The sequence below is a fragment of the Paraglaciecola algarum genome, assembly GCF_021532655.1.
GTDB lineage: Bacteria > Pseudomonadota > Gammaproteobacteria > Enterobacterales > Alteromonadaceae > Paraglaciecola > Paraglaciecola algarum.
The window spans coordinates 23,750-48,107 of the sequence record NZ_JAKGAS010000014.1 but is presented as its reverse complement, the minus strand read 5'-3'; the positions used below and the strand labels follow the sequence as shown (position 1 = coordinate 48,107).

Genomic DNA, 24,358 nt, shown 5'->3' with positions numbered 1-24,358 from the left:
TATTCTTTACTCTACACTCTTTAAATATCTACTAGCTTGCTTTTAAAAAGAAAGCCTCCAGCAACCTATTGGCTATTTTGCCGCTTTAATCAACTCAATAAAGTGATCAAATAATGGCGCAGCATCGTGTGGACCTGGACTTGCTTCTGGATGTCCTTGGAAACTAAAAGCTGGCTTATCTGTGCGATGTATGCCCTGCAAAGACTTATCAAACAATGAAATATGTGTCACTTCAAGATTGCTTGGCAAAGAGTTTTCATCAACAGCAAAACCGTGGTTTTGACTGGTGATCATCACGCGATTACCTTTTATGTCTTTAACCGGATGGTTAGCTCCATGATGACCAAATTTCATCTTAACGGTTTTGGCACCACTGGCTAAAGCTAATAATTGATGGCCTAAACAAATCCCAAAAATTGGGATATTTGTGTCTAAAATTTGTTTAATTGCAGTAATGGCATAATCACAAGGCTCTGGGTCGCCTGGGCCATTTGATAAAAATACACCATCAGGCTTTAACGCTAATACTTCATCAGCTGATGTTTTAGCTGGTACCACAGTTAGTTTACAACCGCGGTCTACTAACATACGTAGAATATTATGTTTTGCACCAAAATCGTATGCAACCACATGAAAAGGCATGTTTTCTGCCGGCTTGTCTAATGAAGACTGATAACCAGAGCCTAAAACCCAACTTCCACCATTCCAATCATAGGTTTGCTCGCAGGTAACATCTTTTGCTAAATCTAAACCTTTGAGTCCAGAAAACTCTTTAGCTGCTTTTAACGCTTCAGCTTCATCAAGCTTCACATCATCCAAAGAAGACGCGGCAATGATACAACCATTTTGTGCACCTTTATCGCGTAAAATGCGGGTTAAACGACGAGTATCTATATCGGCAATACCTAAAATGTTGTTTTCTTTTAGATAATCTGACAGATTTTTTTCACTGCGAAAATTACTTACAATGAGTGGTAGATCACGAATAATGAGGCCTTTAGCCCAAATTTCATTTGATTCACAATCTTCCTGATTGACACCAGTGTTACCAATATGGGGGTAGGTCAGTGTTACTATCTGCTGAGCGTAAGACGGGTCAGTAAGAATTTCTTGATAACCTGTCATAGAGGTATTAAACACTACTTCACCAACAGATTTACCAGAAGCACCAATCGCGGTACCTTTAAAGACAGAACCATCTTCAAGAACTAAAAGGGCAGAATTAGCCAAATCAACCTCCAGGTTAGTTAAATAAAAAGTTTTAACCTAAGGAGCTAATTTTAATACATAAAAATGAGCTCCGAAGAAAATTTATACAATCAATTGATTTGTATGAAATTTAAGTCAATTTGCTTATGAAAAAGTAGTGAAACAAGAGGTATTTCACTGGATTTTGGCAAATTCGCAATATTATACATATAACGACGAATAAGGTCTATTGCCAATTGTAAAAAATGCATAAACAAGCGCTTTGTAAGAATTTTTACTCATAAGCGCCAAAATATACACTTTATATAATACAATTTTGTTCAAACTCGATTATTTAAAACCTAATACATCTTCCATATCGTACAAACCGGCAGGTTTATCAATTAACCAATTGGCCGCTTTAACCGCTCCTTTAGCAAAGGTTAATCTACTTGAAGCTTTATGAGTTATTTCTAACCTTTCACCGATATCAGCAAATAAAGCAGTATGTTCACCCACTACGTCCCCGGCTCTAACGGTCGCAAAACCAATTGTGTTGTGATCACGCTCTCCCGTATCCCCTTCTCTACCATAAACCGCACAACTAGATAGATCTCGGCCGATTTCTGAAGCAATAGCTTCGCCTATGGCCACAGCTGTGCCAGATGGCGCATCTTTTTTAAATCTATGGTGAGCTTCTAAAATTTCGATATCCGCCGTATCAGCCATAACTGAAGCAGCCTGACGAACTAGGTTTAACATCAGGTTTACCCCAACACTATAATTAGCTGCAAAGACTACTGGAATATGTTGACTGGCATTGTCTAAAATTTGCTTTTGCTCTTGAGTTAAACCTGTAGTGCCAATCACAATAGGTTTATTATGTTTGATACACATGTCCAAATTAGCAGACAGTGCATCTGGTAAAGTAAAATCAATTAACACGTCAATGTTTGAAATATTGTCGCCTAAATCAGCAGTTACATTTAGCCCTTTCTTGCCAATTCCAGCAAGTTCTCCTACATCCACACCAACTAGAGAAGAAGTAGGTCTAACCGATGCACCTGTTAGTGTATTTTCATTGCTTTGCTCAATTGCTTCGATTAATACTCTGCCCATGCGTCCATTCGCACCAAAAATTGCAATATTTGTCATCTTGTTCTGATACTTAAATAAATAAACTTAATAATAAGCTAATTGTGCCTGATTTATTATCTAGTTGCAGCACAGGTATTGTTATAAATAACCTGAACTGGGAATAAGCAAAGTCAGATTTATTTTTCAATGATTACTGGAATGTAATGCTAATAGGGTCGATATCAAGTTAAACTTTATTAAGGAAGATAAAAGAAGAAGAGGATCAATATGCCACAAAGTAATTTTAATAATCCAATGATGGACGTAGCTGATTTACCGCAGATTCAAGAATTGGATAAACAGCGCTTATCCGAAAAATATGCCTCAACCAATTTAAAAGTAGGTGCTTGTGTTGTACTGCTGTTATTAATAATTGCCTTTATATTATATTTTCAGCCTTTTATTGAGGTTTCGCAAAACATTAGACAAAATTTACTATTCATAAGCTCAGCTATCATTATTATCGTTAGTTTAGTGGTTTTACTTGGTTATCAGGCTGACATCCGTAAAAGTTATACTTTACGTGACTTAGACATTCATTATTCAAGTGGCTTGTTTTTTCGAAAAACCGTTAGCCAACCTATCACTCGAATACAGCATATAGAACTAAAACGAGGGCCGATAGATCGCAAAATCAATTTAGCCAAATTACAAGTATTCAGTGCCGGCGGAGCCATGCACACGTTTGAAATTCCAGGACTACCATTAGAAACAGCTCAACAGTTACGTCAATATATTATTGAGCACAAGGATGTGACTAATCATGAAAAATGACATTAGTCAGCAACAAGAGTCTAAAATTAATGACTCAGCCGAACAAAAAATAGGCACTGACGATCATTCTGCTAATTGGCAACAACTTTCTCCTATCGCGATTTTGTATTTTACCGCCAGCAGTTTTAAACAAATATTTAGTAATGCCTTTTATTTAATCCCTGTATTGGCACTCAATTATAAAAGTATCATTCAACATCCCTATATTTGGATACCTAGCATTTTGGGTTTAGTAGCTATATTAATAGTATTTGCAGTGTTGAGTTTTAAAGTTTATCGCTTTCGTTTAACCGATAATAATATTGAAATTCGCTCTGGGGTGATCAGCAAAAAGCACTTAAACCTGCCTTTTGAAAGAGTTCAAAATGTCAAAATTGAACAACCTCTTTATTATCGATTTTCAGGCCATGCCTGTTTGCAACTCGACACAGCAGGCTCCGCTAAAAATGAAGCCAAGATCATTGCCTTAAAACTAGAATTAGCCGAAAAATTAAAAAGCCAAATACTTCAACATACTAAACAATCAAAACCAATTGGAGAAAGCAAGTTTGCCTCCTCCCAAACCAGTCCATCAAACAACACAACTGAAACAACCCTTAATACCAGAAGCCTGAGTGATCTAATTATTCATGGGATAACAAGTAATCGAATTTGGATATTTTTGGGTGGTTTAGCCCCATTTTTTGATGACATAGCGACTCACATAGGGGATTGGGCAAACAAGCTAGGCATGGACTTTAAAGCACTGTTTAGTTTACAAACCCATTCAATGTTAGAGGTAGGCCTATACGCATTATCACTCACTATCTTAATTATGCTAATCCTAGTTAGTTTCTCAGTAATTGGCTCTATTATCAGTTTCTACGGATATACCCTTAATAAATTAGATGATAGGTACATTAGACGTAGTGGCTTATTAACTAAACACGAAGTCAGCATGCGTCTAAGCCGCTTACAAATGGTTGTCAGGAAACAAGATTGGCTTGACCTTATATTAAAACGTATCAATTTAAAATTTGAACAAAATAGTTCAATTGAAAATAGTATGAATGCTTCAGCAGCGACCAATAAAATTATTGTCCCCTCTGTGAAACTCAATGAGTGCCAAGATCTTATTGATGATGCATATCCGCAAAATAAATTGGCTCAGCTAATTAACCAACAAGGTTTTATTTCTATTAGTAAACGATTTATTGCCCGTAATATTGTCCTAATTTGGATGCCTATTTGGATTGTTGCTTCACTCATTTGTTGGTTTAATCATCAAGCAATATTAATCCTTATTACAACAACTTTATTAGCTTTGTTCAGTGGCTTAACCGTATTGCGTTGGAGGCGATGGGGAATAGCTCAAGACCAAAACTTTATATACATTCGTAAAGGGTTAATTGGTGTCGACTATTATTGTTTCCCTACTTTTAAAGTACAGCAAACCAAATTTTTACAAACTGAACTAATGAAACGCCGAGAACTTGCATCAGTCAAATTTGTATTAGCCTCTGGCGCACTTAAGATACCTTTAATTAGTCAAGAATTAGCTTTTGGACTTATTAACGATTGTTTGTTTAAAGTAGAGTCGAGTAAAAAATCATGGATGTGAATTAGGTTGGACCTAAGTCAAACCGAAACTTTTGTATTAATTTTCGTTTAAAAATAGTTCGATTAGCTAAAAATTTACTCAAACAAGCTTGTAGCTGTTTAGTATCTGAGCAAACGATTAGTTTAATTAAAAAAACGGTTGACGACCAAATACTAGATCAGCATAATACGCGCCACTTCGGTAACGGAGTACAAAAGTGGCTACATAGCTCAGCTGGTTAGAGCACATCACTCATAATGATGGGGTCCCAGGTTCAAATCCCGGTGTAGCCACCACTTTTGTCTTTATTAAAGAGAAGAGTAAAATGCGGGAGTGGTGGAATTGGTAGACACGCTGGATTTAGGTTCCAGTGCTTCACGGCGTGAGAGTTCGAGTCTCTCCTTCCGCACCATTGTTGGGGTATAGCCAAGTGGTAAGGCAGCGGGTTTTGATCCCGCCATTCGTTGGTTCAAGTCCAGCTACCCCAGCCATTTTTTATAAGTTGTTAGAATAACGACTTATTATATAAATAAACGGCTGTTTGTTTATAGTACACCTGTTTTATTGGGGTATAGCCAAGTGGTAAGGCAGCGGGTTTTGATCCCGCCATTCGTTGGTTCAAGTCCAGCTACCCCAGCCATATATTAAAAAGCCTGCTTGTTAGCAGGCTTTTTTGATCCCGGTGTCAATGCGTAGGCTCAAGTCCTGCTATCCTAGCCAAACATCAAATAAGCCTGCTATCTCAACAGCCTTTTTTGATCCCCGCGTCATTCCGTTGGTTCAAGTCCTGCTACCCCGGGCAAATAAACCAGAACGCTAAGCTTCTGCTTGGCGCTTAGTGTTTATATGGACATAAAATTAAATATCCCCAGTTCATCCTAGACATCATAGACATTACACGGCAGACTTTCCTAATTAGATCTTCATTTCAAAGGACAAGCCTTGATCAATCAAATAGTCGCGTTTATTAACAATATACTTTGGGGTAATGGCCAAATCCTTATCTACATGCTGCTAATAGCCGGCGTATGGTTTTCTTTCAAATTAGGCTTTATTCAAATTCGCCACTTCAAACATATGTTTTCTGTAATGAAAGGCAGCACTCATAGCGATAAGGCTGGTATCAGTTCATTCCAAGCACTATGCACCAGTTTGTCAGCTAGAGTGGGTACCGGAAATTTAGCCGGCGTAGCTGTGGCAATTTCATTAGGTGGCTCAGGTGCTATTTTTTGGATGTGGGTCATTGCGATTTTAGGTATGGCCACAGGTTTTGCAGAAAGTGTGTTAGGACAATTATACAAAGTTAAAGATACCAATGGCGAATACCGTGGTGGACCCGCTTATTATATTCAGCAAGGCTTAAACAAACGCTGGTTAGCCGTTATATTTTCATTATTTTTATTTTTAGGTTACGGTTTTATATTTAGTGCGGTACAAGCCAATACCATTACAGATGCCCTAAACCATGCTTACGAGATCCCTACCCTTTATTCAGGCTTAGTCATTATTTTACTAGCAGGCTTAATTGTTATAGGCGGATTACGCGCCATTGCTAGATTTGCAGAATGGGTAGTGCCATTTATGGCCGTCACTTATGTCTTGGTGACTCTATTCATTACAATAATGAACATTGAACTCGTGCCTGCCATGTTGTGGGATATCATAGCTTCCGCGTTCGGTTTACAAGAAGCTGGCGCTGGCGCTATAGGTGCAGCATTTAAGCATGGAGTTCAACGGGGACTTTATTCAAACGAAGCTGGCTCTGGTAGTGTGCCTCACGCAGCAGCCAGTGCCACACCGAACCCGAATCACCCTGTATCTCAAGGTTATGTACAAATGTTAGGTGTGTTTATCGACACTATGATTTTATGTACCTGTACCGCAGTGGTTATCCTATTAGCGGGCGGCTCTAACAGCGAACAAATGGAAGGTATTCGTTTAACTCAAGATGCTATGGGCTCTCACCTTGGCTCTGGTGGAGCGGACTTTGTTGCAGCGGCTATTAGCTTATTTGCCTTTACTTCAGTAGTAGCAAATTATGCCTATGGTGAAAGTAATCTACATATGTTTAAGTTGGATAACAAATTAGGTAGAGCATGTTACACAGCTGGTTATTTAATTATGATTTTGTGGGGTTCAATGGCGGCTTTACCTGAGGTGTGGGCTGCAGCTGATATGGCTTTAGGCCTAATGACGGTTATTAATATCATTGCCTTAGTATGGATGACACCCACAATCGTTTCTATTAGCAAAGATTATTTCAAGAAGCGTGATGCTTTTGAGAGTAATGGTGAAAAAATAAGCTATAAAGATGGTGACTGCGAAATACAAGGAAGTTCAGAAGACGGTATTTGGACAGGGAAAGATTAATTTAATCAAATCCTGGGCGACTGTCTTTCATTAATTTATCTAAATCTGCTTGGGCTTTAATTGGCTTAAGTAGATCATCTGGTTCCAGCATCTCACAGTCGTCATTTAACATTTGTTTTATGGTAACTGGATAGAAACGACAATCTTCTGGCCGATCGAAATAAATATCACATGTATACAGTTTTCGTGCTGGATTGGCTGGGTCAGGGTTTTCTGTTAAAAATGGGCATAAAGTTAAACGTTTTCCACTAGATGGTGAAAACCAGATCAAACCAGCTTTGGTATATTTGGCAATATCAGGGTTAAACAGGTTCCACATATCTAAATCAGCTTCGGAGGCGAATAAGTCACCATCACTGTATTTAATGCAGCATTTGCCACACTGAGTACAATCTTTCATATGTTCATGTTATTTGTTTCGAGAACGATTTTGTTTTTTCATGCGTGCCGATTGCGCTGCCCTATCCGACTCTCTTTTTTCTTTACGATCTTTTTTGTCTGGGGTTAACGAGCCAGTTTTAAAGCTTTCTTTTCTTTTGAGTTTATCTTGCGCTTTTTTAGCTAACACTTTAGCTATTTCAATTTCTTCTAGCTCAGTCATTTGAGGGGTTTCTAAACTGACGCGACCTAACTTTCCTGATCTGAGTTCGTTTATTAACACTTCACAAATTTTATGCAAATTAACTCTTCCACCGGCCATTTTGGCACCGCGACTGCCTGCCGCCGCTTCCAAGAATTCTATTTCTGTTTCAGGTATTTCATCCAATTTAAAACGTTCTTTTAAACATTCAGGATAAGCTTTTATTAAATAATCAGCCAGATAAAAGCCCACATCATCATATTCCATAGCCGTGTCTTTAATCGCTCCAGTTGCTGCTAGTCGATATCCACTATTCGCGTTTTCAACTTTAGGCCATAAGATACCTGGCGTATCAAATAAAGTGATGCCATTACCCAAATTAATTCTTTGCTGGTTTTTGGTCACTGCCGCTTCGTTGCCTGTTTTAGCTATTACACGATCTGCCAAAATGTTGATTAAGGTAGATTTACCAACATTTGGAATACCTACAATCATAGTATTAATCGCTTTTACACTGGCGTCTTTGTCTGGCAACATTTTTCGGCACAGATCAATAATCTGTTTCATTTTCGCTGGCTCTTCAGTCGTCGCAGCAAAAGTTTTAACTGAGCGTTCTTTTTCTAAGTGCTGTTGCCACATCTCGGTAATTTTAGGATCGGCTAAATCCGTTTTGCTCAACACTTTAATACAGGGTTTGTCACCTCTAAGTTCAGCTATGGCAGGGTTTTCACTAGAATAAGGAATACGGGCATCTAACACTTCAATCAATAAATCGACTTGAGGCAAAACTTGTTTAATTTCTTTTTGGGCTTTGTGCATATGCCCTGGATACCAATGAACAGCCATTAAATTGCCTCTACACTTAATTTAACTAATGAAAATCTACAAATAAAAAATATACGAATTAAACTTATGAATGTTAAAACGCAGGCATTATACCATTCGGCCTGTAGGCTTAACGACTGTAATACATAATAATTTGAATAATAATTGCTACCACCAAAAGAGGCAAAATCAAGCGACCATATTTACTCATTTGTTCGTTGGATAATTGAAAGTTTGACCTTTCAATAAGTGGCACAATCACCACTAACGATATAAACAAGACTCCCAAAATAATCAGCACTGTCATCAACTTTCTCCTATCAACTCAAGCCTATAGCGTATTTTAACGCCTGTTTTTTAATAGGGCCGGCATTGTTTGCCAATTTTAACCCCAAATTTCTAAACAATTTTAATGGCCCTATGTCATTACTAAAAGCGGCATATAAAAGATCCATTGCCGACATCATAGCTAAATTATCCGTCCGTCTTTGCTTTTCATAGGCAGCCATCCATAGATTACTATTAACTTGTGCTAATACCTTATCATGACCTAATTTGTCTAATTGCTTTTTTAACTCAGTTAATAGTACTGCCACATCTTTAAAACCTAAGTTAACACCTTGCCCTGCTAATGGATTAATGGTGTGAGCAGCATCCCCCACTAATACCAAATTATCTTTGTAATATTGATTAGCATGCATTCTGGTTAACGGAAAACTAGTCGAAGACAAAACTTCAAAATCAACTAACTCATCAGGAAAAGTCTGTACAATTTCTTGCTTAAGCTTCTCTTTTGAAAGGCTTTTCAAACGATGAATATTAGTTGCATGGTTATACCAAACTAAGGAAGCATAACTTCCAAATAGCGGTAAATAGGCTATCGGTCCATTAGACGTAAACTGTTGCCAAGTGATGTCTTGTTGTGGACTATTAGTTTTAATATTTATGACCAGCGCTTGCTGATTATATTGCCACCCTTGCACGCCAATTTTTGCTGCTTTGCGCACAACAGAACTCCCACCATCAGCACCGATTAATATTTTGGCAGAAATCTGGGTGTCATCATTAAGTACAACAAGTGGCCCATTATTGGATTGGATAGTGGCTACTTTGTGATCCCAGAAACAGCTAATATTTACTTCTGACTCAATTTTTTTATGTAAGCCTAATTGTACAATTCTATTCTCAATAATATGGCCTAAATGAGGCCGGCTGATTGATTGGCAATCAAAATCAGTGCGGTAAGTCGGCTCATTCCAAACAGATAATCGTTTATACACACATGAACGCATCTGCTGAATATAGTCCCACGCTCCTAACTCTGTAAGAAGTTGCTCTGAATGCACATTGATTGCTGAAACACGTCTATCTGGTAATTGAATAGGATTAAAATCCTCGGGTTTGTGAGCTTCAACTAAAGCTATGTTGAATCCCATATCACTCAACCCAAGTGCCATAGAGGCACCAATCATGCCTCCGCCAACAATACAAAAATCGAACATAGCTTTACCTTCAATCAAAAATCAACAGCCTTTAAAATATTAGAATCTGAGTTTCAATCGTTTTATTAATTTAACTTGACTAAGACTTAATCTGCAGCTATATCCTAACGTCTATGATTAGCTCTACCAAGTGAAGTCAAAGCCGAACCAACCACTACTATACCTGCTCCAATATATGCCCAAGTATTTAAGTCTGTCGCAACAAAATGTTCAGGTAAAACGTCTACCGCAATTACCATACTAATAAATGTAAAAATTGGCGCCAGCGTAATAACAGCGCTGACTTTAGACGCTTGCCAAACAGCCAGAGCTTCAGTAAACGCACCATATCCTAAAATAGTATTCAAGCAACAAAATATCAGTGCGTAAATATGGATCATCTGCATATCTAATATTTGACTAGGATCAGAAAATGGAAACAACACCAATAAGCCAAATACGTAAATATATAAAGTAAGTTGTTTGGCTGATAATACTTTTAATAATGGCTTTTGCATTAGAGCGTAACCCGCCCATGTCACTGCGGCAAAGATTATGATTAAAACACCTAGGGTAAAGTCATTAAAAGAGCTAAATAATTCTTCGATTCTTTCATTAAAAAACAAGGACATACCGAGTAGCAATGCAAACGCGCCTAAAAACTCTAATGGAGAAAAACGTTCTGTAAAAAAGACTATGCCACCCAACATCAATAAAAAAGGGGCTAATTGCATTAATACTTGAGCGGTTTCAGGCGCCAAATACTCTAATCCGTGTACATTTGCCACATAATTAGCCACCAACAATAAGCTGGCAACGATTAGCCAAACCCACGCTTTACCTCGCATAACCTCAACTTTTGGTAAGGCTTTTCTTTTATACAAGATAAGAAACACAAAAATACCGGCGACTAAAAATCGATACCAAGTTATGGTGACAGAATTCATCGATTCTAAGCACAGTTTTAGGAATATAGGTAACACGCCCCACAACACTGCGGTAAATAAAGACAAGGCAAAACCAAGCCAATGATTATTGGCATTTACTTCAACTGATTTCACAGGACCTTCAGAGTTTTCTAAGATGTTAGGTAAGCAGGCAAATATAGCAAGCAGTCATAGTATAAGACCAGCTTTGTATTAAATTAACTCTTAATCATTTGTTTCACACTATCTCGATGACTACGACTGACCTTTAACTCTTCACCGTTTTCGAGTATCAGGTGATATTCACCACTAATGTGACTGACCAACTTTTGTACATATTTTATATTCACAATAGCTGATCTGTGTACACGAACAAACTTTTTAGGATCAAGATCACCAACCAATTCCTTCATGGTACGTCGCATAATATGGGTTTTATCTGCGGTATGCACACACATATAATCACCCGCTGCATCTATCCATTGTACATCAACTACTGGCACTCTAGTGACTTCTGAACCATCTTTAATGGCAAGTACTTCAGGATAGGATGAACTGGTTAAGGTTTCACCATTCGCTAGTTTGCGAAGAATATCTTCGCAATCATCTCCAGTGAAGTCGGCCACTAACTTGGCTAACTTTTCATTGGTGCCGCCTTGTTGTTTAATTTGCAAGTTAATGGTGACTTTATCAATCGCCTCTTTTAACCTTTGTTCATCGACTGGTTTTAACACATAATCTAAGGCATGCACATCAAAGGCTTTGATGGCGTATGAATCAAAAGCTGTGACAAATACGATCAATGGAATAGGTTGATTAAGCTCTTTTAGTTTATTAATCACTTGGAAACCATTTAAGCCAGGCATTTGAATATCTAAAAACACTAGGTCAGGTCGAATTTGAGGGATCAATGACACCGCTTCTATGCCATTTTTGCATTCCCCCACCAATTTAATGTTTTCAAATTCAGCTAAACGTATGGCTAAACCTTTTCTAGCCAAAGGCTCATCATCAACAATTACAGTACTAATCTTCAATGTACGACTCGCTTATTTCAAAGGGGATACGGATATTAATTTTAATACCCGACGGATAATTATGAGAAATATCAAAAGAATAATTACCTTTATACAAAGCATCAAGCCTTTCTCTAATATTGACTAACCCCACTCCCCCACCTTTGCTTAAAGGCAATTGGCCATCAGTAATGTCGGCCCCAGGACCATTATCACTCACATTCAACATCAAATCTCGACCGAAGGTCTTAGCTGAAATATTGATCTGCCCCCCACCTTCCATTTTTGAAATGGCATACTTAATGGAATTTTCAATCAAAGGTTGCAATATTAAACTCGGCACTAGTGCCTTAGTTGTTTGCTCGTCCACATCCCAATTGACACTTAGCCTTTCCTCAAATCTGACTTTTTCAATTTCTAGATAGAGTTCTAACGCTTGTATTTCTTGGATTAATGGTACTTTTCGGATCGGATCCTTGTCTAAAGAATAACGTAAAAAGTCACTCAAGCGATTCACCATAGCGCCGGCGGTTTGATTATCTTTAATCAAAATTAAAGTGGAAATAGCATTTAAGGTATTAAATAAAAAATGGGGATTAAGCTGATAACGTAACATTTTGATATGCGCTTGATGGGCCATAGAAGAGGCTTTAAGTACATTTTGTTTTTCTTTAAGTAACATTTGGTAATTCTTGATACCAAAATATGCACCGGTCCAACAACCAATCATAATGATTGAATTAACGGTATTAGTAAAATACATGTACCACTCTTCAGGGCGATAACCCTTTTTGTATATCTCCCAATAGTTTACGTTTTTAACCATAGCCCATAACAAGGCGGTTATATAAAGACTAATTCCCACTAGGGCCAACATTTGCAAAGGCTTGAGGGTGAGTGCTTTACGATAAATATACCTTAATGGGATGGTCAGAAGCCAACCAGCATAGGCATTCAATATAATGACAAACAACCAGATACTACGCATATCATGCAAAAATGAACCAATATAATAAATAATGGCAAATCCAGCCCAACCAGCGGTTTGCAGAGTCCAAAAAAGTCGCTCGCGACTATCAACTAAGGTTTCCCAATTAGGCACTTTGATTCTCAAATTAGGTATGTATATGAAAGGGATTATACGCAACCAAAACCTCAGTGACTAAGGTCTTGGTCTTAACTACATGTATGTTTATCGCAAGCTTATTTTCTTTGTCTAAGTTTAATTAATAGTTGAGATGAATAGTTAGTCTAGATAAACACTTTTTAATAATTGATATTAAAACGCTTTAACCAATGTACCCACCACCATGCCGGGCCGACTAGTAAAAACTGAAGATCCTTAAAAAAACTGGGCTTTTTCCCTTCAATTTTATGTCCCCAAAACTGTAAAACCCACATCACTACAAATAACACTAAACTAAACTTCCACACCGACACATCATACATAACCAATAATTTGATCAAGAAAAAAGACACTATGCTCAAAAATGTCATGGCTGCGCCTATCGGGCCTGATAATTTGAAGTAATAATACAAGGTTGGAATTAACAGTACATGAGCCCAAGTCACGTCAAAATAATCTAAAAACTCAGGGGTTGGTATGGACCAAATTAAGGCCAAGCTAACAAAAAATATTGAAGGTACAGCAACGGCATGAATATAAATATTCGAGCGATTTTGATGGCTTTCACCATATTCATTTAGCAGTGTTTCGATCTGTCTCATATATTATCCTGTCAATACTATTTATTATTTTTATTTACAATAATTTAACAAGATGCAGGCTTGGCATCAACCAGCAATTAGCATCATTTCCTTTAATAAATCTTTCACTTCATCTTCAGCGGTTTCAAACTTCATTCCATAATACCAAGACACCTCATCGGCTTTAGCACTCAACAATGTACCTACCAACCTAATTTCCTTATTAGCTGGCCCGATAATAAACATGTTCACTGTCTTTTTTAATTCAGGTTTTTCGATTAAGCCTTTTTTATCAATTTTAACTCGGCAGCCCTTAGTAGATATATCAACCACCACACAATCGCAAAAACCAACTGGGCTTTCTACATAATCTAATTTAGCTCCTATAGTGGTTTGTGCACGAGGCTCAGCTCGCAAATCATGACTTTGGATAGCCAATGGGAAGGACGTAAAAATAAGATCACTTGGCGTGGTAGCGATCAATAATACTTTAACCTTAAAGGCTATAATTTCTCCGGTGTCGTCTTCCAAGATATAGCGCATAATTAAAGAAGTATCTTTAAAAACAGAATCTCTTAACCGCCCCCATTTACTTTCATCGGGAAATTTAATGATTAAACAACGTTTACCATCCATGCCGATAAATTCACTTCTGACTCTTTTTATACCGGCTGACGTAGAGATTTGTAAATCTACAGGTCTACCTGGACGCATAGACTTAAGCTTTCTAAGGTCTACATTCGTGAGCCCAACTTTTTCCTGCAAAATTGCCATTTAATTTGAGTTCCTAGAAAACATTGTTATTTGTAGTTAAGGATGGTAAATAAAGTTTATAAAAACAACAACCTAAGAATAACACTTAACGCCTACTTAGGTTAATAAATCAGGTACTTCAGTCAAATCATGCATAAACCAAAAACTAATATCCATTACCAAGTTAGCGTAAAATCACTCACTGGACACCTATTCGCAGTCAAACTTTGCATAACTAATCCAGATCCATTAGGCCAAGTATTAAGCCTTCCCGCTTGGATCCCAGGCAGTTATATGATCCGAGACTTCGCCAAGAATATTGTTACCCTCAGCGCCGAGAATAGTACTGGTGGCATGTTACGAGTGGATAAGCTTGATAAACAAACTTGGCGAGTCACACCTAGCCTTGAGACAATATATATCTATTATGATATTTATGCCTATGACCTGTCTGTAAGAGGCGCATACATAAATGACGAATACGCTTTTTTTAATGGCACCAATATGTTTTTGGCAGTTAAAGGGCAAACAGAACTTCCTTGCTCTGTAGAATTATTGAAACCCAACAACCTGAAGTTATCTCATTGGCAAGTCGCCACCACTATGTCATCAGAAAACCCTTTATCTCATAAATTTGGAGACTACTGGGCGAACAATTACGACCAACTAGTGGATCATCCTGTGTTAATTGGTGAATTCGATATTGTTCCATTTACGACTTCAGGCGTAGAGTTTGAACTCATATTAGCTGGCGGCCACCAAGCTGATATAGCTCGAATAAAAAAAGACTTAACACAAATTTGCCAGCATCAAATCGAATTTTTTCAAGATGAAGCGCCCATATCACATTATCAATTTATCACTTTGTTAACTGACAACGCCTTTGGTGGTTTAGAACATATAAGCTCAACAGCTTTGATGTATAGTCGTAAAGATCTGCCTAGCCTATATCAACAAGATAAAATGACCGAAGGATATCAAGTCTTTTTGAGCCTCTGCAGCCATGAGTTTTTGCATACTTGGCATGTAAAGCGTACTAAACCTGAAGAATTATTTAATACCAGCCTAGACAAAGAACAATACACACAACAACTTTGGATTTACGAAGGATTTACCAGTTATTACGATGATTTATCACTGCTGAGATGTGGCCTTATTTCTGAGCAAGATTACTTAAAAGTCATGGCCCAAAACCTCAGCCGTTTACTACGCAACCAAGGTAGATTTAAACAAAGCATCACCGACTCAAGTTTTGATGCCTGGACTAAATTCTACAAGCAAGACGAAGGTGCCATTAATAATATTGTCAGTTACTACAATAAAGGTGCAGTGTTAGCCATGTGTTTAGATTTACTCATCAAACAACATAGCCACAACAAACACTCGCTAGACGACCTAATGCGCTTTTTATGGACAAATCACGGTAAACTCAATATCCCTACCACAATAAACACAGTACAAGAGTTTATCAGTGACCATATAGATATAGATCTAAGCGACTTTTTTGATTTGGCCCTTTACACAACTAAGGAGTTACCTTTTACCTCACTACTCGAAGAATTTGGGGTAAACGTAAAGCTTAATCCAAGAGACAAGCTAGAGGACAAAGGTGGAATACCAACTACAGAAGCCTTCCTATTTGATTTTGGCGCTCAGATAAAAGACCAAGATGTCGGTGTTATTGTGCTACAAGTCACTGAATCAAGTGCTGCGTTTAATGCTGGATTACAGGTTAAAGATGTCATAGTAGCCTTAAATAATTGGCAGGTTAGCAATGCTAATTTAAAACACATAATCAATAATTTAACTCTAGATCAACGAGTAGACTTAGTCATTTTAAGAGACAAAAAATTGAAAACCTTATCATTTACTGCACAGCCTGTGGTTTTGGATAATGTATATCTGGAAATCATGGATGAAAAGAAGTGTGCATCTTGGTTGCAGTAAAGCGCATAATAAGCCTATTTATTGAGCAAGCAAACAAAAAGGCCAAGTTAAATATCAATATTACTATGACTAATAATCATGCTGACTATGCGAATGGCTTAAGTTTTTGGTAGAATATGCGCCATTAAATTACACCCTTTTTCACTCACAACTTCTTAAATAGAGATTTTTTATGTCAGCTTATGCCGTGGGACACAAGGTTCCAGATTCAGACTCAATTTGTTCAGCTATTGCTCTTTCGTACTTAAAAAAAGTAACAGGTGAAGATGTTAAACCAGCACGTTTAGGTGAACTTTCTCCTGAAACCTTATTCATTTTAGAAACCTTTGGACTAGAGCAACCAGAGCTAAAATTAACCTTCGCTGATACAGATGGGATATATGTAGTAGACCACTCGGACCGTATTCAAGGTCCTGACGATATTGACGACACCACCGTCTTAGGCATTATTGACCACCATAAACTAGGCGACATTACCACCTCTACCCCCCTTGAATGTTGGATCCGCCCAGTGGGCTGTACCAATACCATAATCAAAATGATGTATGATTTTCATAGTGTAGAAATTCCTAAGAATATTGCTGGTGCAATGATGTGTGCCATTTTATCTGACACGGTTATATTTAAGTCACCCACTTGCACCACAGCCGACATTAAATGTGTAGAAGCACTAGCTGAAATAGCCGGCATTGAAGATTATAAAGCCTTAGGTATGGAAATGTTTAAAGTAAAATCAGCGGTAGAAGGTACGCCTATACGTGATTTGGTGTTACGTGATTTTAAAGATTTTAATATGCACGGTAAAAAGGTAGGTATTGGCCAATTAGAAGTCATCGATTTAAGTGTTTTCGACAGCATGAAACAAGACTTTTTAGCCGATCTAGCCGCCTTGAAGACTGAAGGTCAGCGTCATAGTGTGATGTTATTACTAACAGACATAATGCGTGAAGGATCAGAAGTATTAGTAGTCAGCGACAACGCAGATTTAACCGATAAAGCTTATGGAAAATCACTTGTTGATGGCAAAGTATGGATTGATGGAATTATGAGCCGTAAAAAGCAAGTCGTCCCCCCATTACAAGATTCGCTAGCTTAAATCGTAATTTTAAAAGCATTTATAACTGCTACGCAGTGAATTAAGATATGCGCTGCGTTCATTAATGTTCCCCCCTTGTGTCAGACTTGTTTTCCCTCTAAATTTTAGTTAGAGGGAAAACTAGTCTGACACGGGGGTTACCGAGATTGCTGTGAGCACCGCGAGTGCTTTAGTGCGCGCAGCACATAAGTAAACGAAGTGAATAAGCCCGCGCAACGAATGTTAAAACCTTTCTAGTGCTTCTAAACAATCACGTATATGCGCTACTCTTTCCAACATAGGCATAGATTTAGGCCTAATACCCAACTTGATCCCTACAATTGATGGTACTTCACCACAAGCCGCTAAACTGGCATGCATTTCTTGTTCTGTCATTAACGAATCTGTCGCGCCTGCTTGTAATTTATCATTAGGCGCAGGTGGCATATGGGTATCTGCCCAAGCTACATATTCAGTCTCTTGGTCAGATACGCCAGAAAACATTAAGCCAGACAATAACTGATTATCCTTAAGTAGCTGAATGTGTTCGATTGCCCCTTGAGTATTGCGGGTTTCAATAACTGAACGCCCCCAATTAACAATCATGCCAACGGGCTTTTGATCGGGATTAGATATAGTCGCATTAACTTCTCTCACCACGGAAATTTCATCTTCAATGGTCAAAAAACCTTTGGCTGGCACTTGATCTTTAACCAAAGTATCACAATGCTCAATCACCAATTGTGCTCCTTGCCAATCCCACTGCAACATGGTTTTTAGTGATTTTTCTAAAGCAACAATAGAACCTCGAGCTTTACTACGATCAGGTGCCGTTTGTATCTCAATAGCTTGCACCGCTTGACGACCTAGGTGGCCATTTAGTTTAGTAATGGCTTCACAGGCTTTTTGCATAAAGCTAAGTGCTTCTTGACGACCCGCTTCATCATCTGATGCAATACCAAAATTAGGATTCTGACCTAGGGCATTCATGTTTCCCGGAACACAGGTAAATAAATACTGCCAATTAGGATCAAGGTTTTGTAAAAACCACTCATCATCATTTGAATGTAGTTTTCCAGTAAAAGGATGTTCTAACCCTTTTACATTAGGTAATTTTTTTAATTCTTGATAATAACTAGACTCTAACTCTGGATCCCAACCTAAAGCACAGGGTGATGTCGCGTAGGCACCAACAAAATATTGCATTAATAATTTCCTTAATCCGTTTTCTAACACTTTATCATGAAGCCAAACATTTCACGTATCAAAAAATTTTAAATATATATTTAAATTAACTAATAGATTCCGTATGTTACCAATCATAGTTGTGAATATTTAATAGGCTAAAGTCGAGTTAATGTTTCAAAGTTTCGTGCGTTTTTTTGGTATTCAAAGTGGAGTTGTTGACTCTGAGAAAGTAGTCGCAACTTTAGGTGGTGTAATAGCAATTTTTTTATGCTTTTACGTAACTGGATATTTTACCGGCGCCGAAGGTTCTATGGCAATTTTGCCTTCTATGGGTGCTTCTACCGTACTTTTATTTGCAGTGCCTCATGGGCAATTATCCACACCTTGGGCACTAATGGTTGGGCACTTATCGTCAGCCATAGTAGGAGTGGCTAGTGCTATATTAATCGACAATATCACTATTGCCGCCGCAGTCGCTGTAGCAAGTTCAATTTTAGTTATGCATTTAACTCGTAGTGTGCATCCCCCTGGCGGTGCCACAGCTTTGGCCGCAGTTATTGGCGGTCAAGCAATCCATGACTTAGGCTATTGGTATGTCATTACACCCACCTTAATCAACTGTACTATTTTGTTGTTAACAGCCCTTTTATTTAATAATTTTTTCCATTGGCGACGTTACCCACAAAATTTAATGCGCTACCAAAAGGTGGGTTATCACCCAGATACTCAGCGCATAAAGATGCGACACATTCACGATGCAATCAGTCAATCTGAAATAGTCATTGATGCAAGCGAGGAACAAATTAAACATATTGTTGATTTGGCTGATGCTATTTTACATAAAGAGCTTATCGCTGGATTTGAACTAGAAGCTGGAGCATTTTATACAAATGGCAAGCCCGGCAGAGCTTGGTCTGTGCGTCAAATCATAGATCAAAGAGAGCATGAAAACCCTGTATATCATTTAATTGTATATCGGATTGTGGACGGTGAGAAAAAAGGCTTTTCTGATAGCTGTACCTTACAAGAATTTGCTGAGTGGGCTAAGGAAAAAATGAAACCAAAAGCTTGAATCTTATAATGCTACATTGACTAAAACGTATACAAAGTTTACAACTAATATTTCCCCACTTGTTGAGGACTTTTGATGTCATGGGATCCTAACTCGCTTGATAAACTAGATATTAAGCAAGATTTTCGTCTACGAGGCGAAAATATGACCAGAATGGAAGTATTTTCAGATGCGGCTTTTGCTTTTGCATTAACCATGCTAGTAGTATCTGTTGGCACTATTCCACAGGACTACCCTGAATTTATTGCTGCCCTTAAAAACATTCCAGCCTTTGCACTAAGTTTTTTGCAACTAGCTGTATTTTGGTTAGCTCACAGAACGTGGAGTAATCGCTATGGTCTGAACGATACACTTTCTAGCCTACTAACCTTAATAATGATTTTCTTTATTTTAGTATTTGTATATCCACTACGATTAATTTTCTCAGCATTTTTTGATTTTGTAAGTATTGGCTGGTTACCTAGTGATTTTAAAGTTAATACAGTGCAGGAGCTTTCTAGTTTATTTATTGTTTATGGGTTGGGGTTTGCAATTCTAGCCTTAATTGTCATGCTTTTGTATTGGCATGCATTTCGAGTTAATAACCTATTAAAACTAAACGAATTGGAAAAACTACATACTAGTTTTGCGATAAATATATGGGGAATACAGGCTGTATTTGGATTTGCATCAGCCTTATTCGCTTGGTTAGCACCAGCATTTTTGCAACCCTATGCTGGCTTTGTATATTTTGGCTTAGCTGTGGCTATACCTTGTTTATCATATAATTTTGCAAAACGTAAAAAACAGCTCTCGCAACTTTAGCTCAAAGACCAGATCAAAAAAGGACGCCTAAGCGTCCTTTTCAAATTATTCTCAAAAACTACTCAGCTGGCGCTTCTGGTTTCATATGAGGGAATAAAATCACATCTTTAATCGTTGGACTGTCGGTAAACAACATTACCAAACGATCGATCCCTATGCCCTCACCTGCTGTAGGTGGCAATCCGTATTCTAAGGCACGTATGTAATCTTCGTCAAAATGCATGGCTTCATCGTCACCAGCATCTTTTTCTTCAACTTGTTTACGGAAACGTGCAGCTTGATCTTCAGCGTCATTCAGCTCCGAGAAACCATTGGCAAGCTCTCTACCACCAACAAAAAATTCAAATCTATCTGTCACGAAACTATTATCGTCGTTTCTGCGTGCTAGTGGTGATACTTCCCACGGGTAGGCGGTAATAAAAGTTGGTTGATCCAGTTTTTCTTCCGCTGTGGCTTCAAAAATTTCACACAAGTATTTACCAGCGCCCCAAATACCGTCAACTTCTGGCTCTTTAATATGTAGCTGTTTAGCCATAACCTTTAGCTCCGGTAAATGATTTTCAGGATCATTAATCGCTGCTGCGTTAGCTTCAGGCCAATATTTAAGTACCGCTTCGTTCATGGTTAAACGAGCAAACGGCTGACCAAAGTCATAGTTTACTTCGCTTACTACATTGCCCTCAGCGTCTTTAGTGGTGTTTTTGATGATAGTAGTGCCTAAAACATCTTGTGCTACTTTACGTAACATCTCTTCTGTCAGGTTCATCAAATCATGATAATCAGCATAAGACTGGTAAAACTCTAACATAGTAAATTCTGGGTTATGGCGCGTGGATAAACCTTCGTTTCTGAAGTTACGGTTTATTTCGAAAACACGCTCAAAACCACCTACTACTAAACGTTTTAAATACAACTCCGGCGCGATACGTAGGTACATATCTATATCTAAGGCATTATGATGGGTGGTAAAAGGTTTAGCTGTGGCGCCGCCAGGAATAACCTGCAACATAGGAGTTTCTACTTCCATATAGTTGCGCTCGGTTAAGAAGTTACGAATACCACTGACCACTTTGCTGCGGATCATAAAGGTGTCACGGGTATCTTGGTTGGTGATCAAATCCACATATCGTTGACGATATTTGGTTTCCTGATCCGCTAAACCGTGGAACTTCTCTGGCAATGGGCGTAAAGATTTAGTCAACAATTTATATTCAGTCATATTGACATACAAATCACCTTTACCTGATTTATGTAACTCACCTTTTACACCTATAATGTCGCCTATATCTAGGCTACCGTATCTTTCTTTAATATCTTTTTGCGTATCTTTAGCAGCGTAAGACTGAATACGACCCGTCATATCTTGTAATAACAAAAATGGCCCGCGTTTAGCTAATATACGACCAGCAATGCTTACTACTTTGCCTAGTGATTCTAAATCAGCTTTTTCAAGCTCGCCAAACTCCTGCTGTAACTCATCGCTGTAAAACTCACGGCGAAAGTCATTTGGGAAGCCATTTGATTTACAGTTTTCTCTTATTTGAGAAAGTTTTGCTCTACGCTCTGCAATCAATTTATTTTCGTCTTGCTGATTATCTGTCATCGGTGTTCCTGGTGTTGTCCAATTTTTATTTAACTGTGTTTACAAGCTAGGCTAGTGTCTTCAATCCTTGCTATGGTCTAAGATCTACAAACCCGACTTAAGGCTGGCTTGAATAAATTTATCTAAATCGCCATCTAATACGGCTTGAGTATTTCTGGTTTCTACCCCAGTGCGTAAATCTTTAATACGAGAGTCATCTAACACGTATGAACGTATTTGACTGCCCCAGCCAATGTCAGATTTACCATCTTCCATACTTTGTTTTTCTTCATTTTGTTTAAGCATTTCATGCTCATACAATTTAGCTTTTAACTGTTTCATCGCCTGAGCTTTGTTCTTATGCTGAGAACGATCATTTTGACATTGCACCACAATATTAGTGGGTTCGTGGGTAATACGTACCGCTGAATCTGTTCGGTTTACATGTTGTCCACCAGCACCAGATGCTCGGTAAGTGTCAATACGTAAATCTGATGGATCAATATCAATTTCGATATCATCATTTACCTCTGGATAAGCAAACGCTGATGCAAAAGACGTATGCCTGCGGCTACCTGAATCAAAAGGTGATTTACGCACTAGTCTATGCACACCTGTTTCAGTGCGTAACCAACCAAAGGCGTATTCGCCGCTAAAACGAATAGTGGCACTTTTAATTCCTGCCACGTCACCATCAGACACTTCAATTAATTCAGTTTTGAAACCATGGGCTTCGCCCCAACGCAGGTACATGCGTAATAACATGTTGGCCCAATCTTGGGCTTCTGTGCCACCAGACCCAGATTGAATATCGATATATCCGTCATTCGCATCATTTGGACCAGAAAACATGCGTCTAAATTCTAATACTTCTAACTTTTTAACTAATTCGGCTAATTCAGTTTGGGCTTCATCGAAGGTCTCTTGATCTTCAGCCTCTACGGCTAACTCAACTAAACCTTCTACATCTTCTGCGCCTGACTCGAGCTTTTCAATGGTTTCAACCACTAACTCTAATGAGACTTTTTCTTTACCTAAGCCTTGTGCTCGTTCAGGATCATTCCATACATCGGCACTTTCTAATTCGCGATTAACCTCTTCTAAGCGCTCTTTTTTCTGATCGTAGTCAAAGATACCCCCGAAGCGAATCGGCACGCTGTCTAATATCAGCTAAGGCATTGTGTATTGGATTGATTTCAAACATATATTTTTAGACTAGAGATGAAAAATTAAAGGACGCGGATTTTAGCGGATTTCGAGGATTATTAACAGTATCCAGCATAAACTTATTCGAATTAAAACAATCTTTTATCAGTGTTTTTTTTACAACATGCTTATTAACTAAACACTTACCAATTCAACATATTCTTCATTAAAGCCAGCGGCCAAGTACTCATGCACTTAACTAGCCGCTAATGCTGGTTTTTTACTTTTTCTAGATGCCAGTGTTTTAAATAGTCTTGTGTGATTGCCTGTTCCAATTCAATGACTCTCTCAGTGGGGCAGAAAATTTTTATCTCAGCTTGAGTGTCCCCTAGTTCAGTTGTAGTAATTTTAATAATCGGATCTGGACCTGAAATACTAATATCCAAGCGTCTTTCTATCATGTGATTATAACGAGCCGCCACTTCATAAAAGTCACTACTTAACACCTTAGCGTTTTCAATGATAGTATCGATAAAAGCATAAGGGTTGACACTTTGATCACGCACAATTTTAAAAGTATGAGTTGCGTAACGTTTCAAAAAGTTAAGATTTTTGATAGGACTAGAAATCAACTTGTTATTAGGGATATATAAAGTTTTACCTGTGTATTCGTAAGTTTTAATATCCACTTCTAATAAGGTACTTTTAATCCAATCTGTGGCAGATACTTCCCCTACAAAATGTTCCACTTCAATCCAATCACCGATTCTAAAAGGACGAGTAGACACTAAATAGAAAAACCCAATTACACATTGAATAAACTCACGTGTGGCTAATACTATTGCGACCGAAAAAGCCGCAATAGAAAACGCAAACTTTTGAATTTCGTTGGCCCAGATACTGAGTATTAATACGGTCAAAACAAAATTCACAAAGTTTTTTAAATTATTGACTAAATCTCGTCTATCTTGGCCTTTTGATACAGCTCGCTTACGCAATAACTTAACTAACAGGTATTTGATCAACAAAGCCAAAAACGTAATTGAAAAAGTTAAAACTAATTGATTTTCAAAAACATTTCTAATCAAATCCATAAAACACAACCTATATTAGTTTAATAATCTCAATTGGCGGATTATACAAGAATAAGGCTCAATTAACGAAGAAAATCTAGGACACGATAACGACTAATCAATCGGTTAAAAATA

General features: G+C 38.0%; 22 protein-coding genes and 4 tRNA genes. 11 read left to right on the top strand and 15 right to left on the bottom strand.

Features of this window, described 5'->3' with window-relative positions; all coding sequences use genetic code 11:
- Nucleotides 1-72: 72 nt before the first annotated feature.
- Together carA and dapB are read right to left on the bottom strand one after the other, a co-directional pair.
- Nucleotides 73-1,230, bottom strand: a complete 1,158-nt coding sequence (gene carA / locus L0668_RS18410) for a glutamine-hydrolyzing carbamoyl-phosphate synthase small subunit (RefSeq protein ID WP_235314195.1) — start codon at nt 1,228-1,230, stop codon at nt 73-75.
- Nucleotides 1,231-1,539: 309 nt separating this feature from the next.
- Nucleotides 1,540-2,343, bottom strand: coding sequence for a 4-hydroxy-tetrahydrodipicolinate reductase (gene dapB, locus L0668_RS18405; protein ID WP_235314194.1), 804 nt, complete (start codon nt 2,341-2,343; stop codon nt 1,540-1,542).
- A gap of 210 nt (nt 2,344-2,553) precedes the next feature.
- On the opposite strand from dapB, the gene L0668_RS18400 reads away from it, so the two are divergent.
- The 7 genes from L0668_RS18400 (at nt 2,554) to L0668_RS18370 (ending at nt 7,048) form a co-directional block, all read left to right on the top strand.
- Complete coding sequence (locus L0668_RS18400; protein WP_235314193.1) at nt 2,554-3,099, top strand: PH domain-containing protein; 546 nt, start codon at nt 2,554-2,556, stop codon at nt 3,097-3,099.
- A complete protein-coding gene (locus tag L0668_RS18395; protein WP_235314192.1) occupies nt 3,089-4,699 on the top strand; it encodes a PH domain-containing protein in 1,611 nt (536 codons plus the stop codon). The genes L0668_RS18400 and L0668_RS18395 overlap by 11 nt, the downstream gene beginning before the upstream one ends.
- Before the next feature lie 198 nt (nt 4,700-4,897).
- Nucleotides 4,898-4,974 (top strand) — tRNA-Met (locus L0668_RS18390).
- A gap of 31 nt (nt 4,975-5,005) precedes the next feature.
- Nucleotides 5,006-5,090 (top strand) — tRNA-Leu (locus L0668_RS18385).
- Nucleotides 5,091-5,094: 4 nt separating this feature from the next.
- A tRNA-Gln gene (locus L0668_RS18380) sits at nt 5,095-5,169 on the top strand.
- A gap of 74 nt (nt 5,170-5,243) precedes the next feature.
- A tRNA-Gln gene (locus L0668_RS18375) sits at nt 5,244-5,318 on the top strand.
- Between the two features lie 302 nt (nt 5,319-5,620).
- A complete protein-coding gene (locus L0668_RS18370; protein ID WP_235314191.1) occupies nt 5,621-7,048 on the top strand; it encodes an alanine/glycine:cation symporter family protein in 1,428 nt (475 codons plus the stop codon).
- 1 nt (nt 7,049) lies between these two features.
- Here the strand turns inward: L0668_RS18370 and L0668_RS18365 are convergent, their stop codons facing one another.
- The 9 genes from L0668_RS18365 to L0668_RS18325 all read right to left on the bottom strand — a co-directional run bounded on the left by L0668_RS18365 (nt 7,050) and on the right by L0668_RS18325 (nt 14,357).
- Nucleotides 7,050-7,448, bottom strand: coding sequence for a YkgJ family cysteine cluster protein (locus L0668_RS18365; protein ID WP_235314190.1), 399 nt, complete (start codon nt 7,446-7,448; stop codon nt 7,050-7,052).
- Between the two features lie 9 nt (nt 7,449-7,457).
- Nucleotides 7,458-8,474 carry a ribosome biogenesis GTPase YlqF gene (gene ylqF, locus L0668_RS18360; RefSeq protein WP_235314189.1) on the bottom strand — a complete coding sequence of 339 codons (1,017 nt, stop codon included), beginning with the start codon at nt 8,472-8,474 and terminating at the stop codon, nt 7,458-7,460.
- A 109-nt stretch (nt 8,475-8,583) separates the two neighbouring features.
- Entirely contained in the window at nt 8,584-8,760 is a 177-nt protein-coding gene (locus tag L0668_RS18355; protein ID WP_235314188.1) for a hypothetical protein, read from the bottom strand.
- Between the two features lie 13 nt (nt 8,761-8,773).
- Complete coding sequence (locus tag L0668_RS18350; protein ID WP_235314187.1) at nt 8,774-9,955, bottom strand: FAD-dependent monooxygenase; 1,182 nt, start codon at nt 9,953-9,955, stop codon at nt 8,774-8,776.
- Nucleotides 9,956-10,059: 104 nt separating this feature from the next.
- Nucleotides 10,060-10,995: a DMT family transporter gene (locus L0668_RS18345; protein WP_235314186.1), complete on the bottom strand. Its 936-nt coding sequence runs from the start codon at nt 10,993-10,995 to the stop codon at nt 10,060-10,062.
- Between the two features lie 83 nt (nt 10,996-11,078).
- Nucleotides 11,079-11,897 carry a LytR/AlgR family response regulator transcription factor gene (locus tag L0668_RS18340; RefSeq protein WP_235314185.1) on the bottom strand — a complete coding sequence of 273 codons (819 nt, stop codon included), beginning with the start codon at nt 11,895-11,897 and terminating at the stop codon, nt 11,079-11,081.
- The gene (locus L0668_RS18335) at nt 11,887-12,978 is read right to left on the bottom strand and encodes a sensor histidine kinase (RefSeq protein WP_235314184.1); all 1,092 of its coding nucleotides are present in this window, start codon (nt 12,976-12,978) and stop codon (nt 11,887-11,889) included. The genes L0668_RS18340 and L0668_RS18335 overlap by 11 nt, the downstream gene beginning before the upstream one ends.
- Before the next feature lie 164 nt (nt 12,979-13,142).
- Nucleotides 13,143-13,604: an Mpo1 family 2-hydroxy fatty acid dioxygenase gene (locus L0668_RS18330; RefSeq protein ID WP_235314183.1), complete on the bottom strand. Its 462-nt coding sequence runs from the start codon at nt 13,602-13,604 to the stop codon at nt 13,143-13,145.
- 66 nt (nt 13,605-13,670) lie between these two features.
- Nucleotides 13,671-14,357 (bottom strand): flagellar brake domain-containing protein, encoded by a 687-nt coding sequence (locus L0668_RS18325; protein ID WP_235314182.1) that lies wholly within the window; start codon nt 14,355-14,357, stop codon nt 13,671-13,673.
- A gap of 129 nt (nt 14,358-14,486) precedes the next feature.
- Here L0668_RS18325 and L0668_RS18320 point away from each other — a divergent pair, with 129 nt between their 5' ends.
- Nucleotides 14,487-16,283: a M61 family metallopeptidase gene (locus tag L0668_RS18320; RefSeq protein WP_235314181.1), complete on the top strand. Its 1,797-nt coding sequence runs from the start codon at nt 14,487-14,489 to the stop codon at nt 16,281-16,283.
- Nucleotides 16,284-16,455: 172 nt separating this feature from the next.
- Complete coding sequence (locus L0668_RS18315) at nt 16,456-17,379, top strand: manganese-dependent inorganic pyrophosphatase (RefSeq protein WP_235314180.1); 924 nt, start codon at nt 16,456-16,458, stop codon at nt 17,377-17,379.
- A gap of 222 nt (nt 17,380-17,601) precedes the next feature.
- Here L0668_RS18315 and L0668_RS18310 read toward each other — a convergent pair whose 3' ends face one another.
- On the bottom strand, nt 17,602-18,564 hold the full coding sequence (locus L0668_RS18310; RefSeq protein ID WP_235314179.1) for a DUF4862 family protein: 963 nt from the start codon (nt 18,562-18,564) through the stop codon (nt 17,602-17,604).
- A gap of 151 nt (nt 18,565-18,715) precedes the next feature.
- Here L0668_RS18310 and L0668_RS18305 point away from each other — a divergent pair, with 151 nt between their 5' ends.
- A complete protein-coding gene (locus L0668_RS18305; protein ID WP_235314178.1) occupies nt 18,716-19,618 on the top strand; it encodes an HPP family protein in 903 nt (300 codons plus the stop codon).
- Nucleotides 19,619-19,693: 75 nt separating this feature from the next.
- Complete coding sequence (locus L0668_RS18300) at nt 19,694-20,422, top strand: TMEM175 family protein (protein WP_235314177.1); 729 nt, start codon at nt 19,694-19,696, stop codon at nt 20,420-20,422.
- A gap of 58 nt (nt 20,423-20,480) precedes the next feature.
- On the opposite strand, the gene lysS is transcribed toward L0668_RS18300, so the two are convergent.
- From lysS to L0668_RS18285, 3 genes are all read right to left on the bottom strand, one after another.
- Nucleotides 20,481-22,025 carry a lysine--tRNA ligase gene (lysS, locus tag L0668_RS18295; protein ID WP_235314176.1) on the bottom strand — a complete coding sequence of 515 codons (1,545 nt, stop codon included), beginning with the start codon at nt 22,023-22,025 and terminating at the stop codon, nt 20,481-20,483.
- Nucleotides 22,026-22,109: 84 nt separating this feature from the next.
- Nucleotides 22,110-23,208, bottom strand: a protein-coding gene (prfB, locus tag L0668_RS18290; RefSeq protein WP_235314175.1) for a peptide chain release factor 2 whose coding sequence is annotated in 2 segments (ribosomal slippage) — nt 22,110-23,132 and nt 23,134-23,208 — 1,098 coding nt in all. Because the reading frame shifts where the segments join, the coding sequence is not laid out codon by codon here.
- A 208-nt stretch (nt 23,209-23,416) separates the two neighbouring features.
- Complete coding sequence (locus tag L0668_RS18285) at nt 23,417-24,244, bottom strand: mechanosensitive ion channel family protein (RefSeq protein ID WP_235314174.1); 828 nt, start codon at nt 24,242-24,244, stop codon at nt 23,417-23,419.
- Nucleotides 24,245-24,358: the final 114 nt, after the last annotated feature.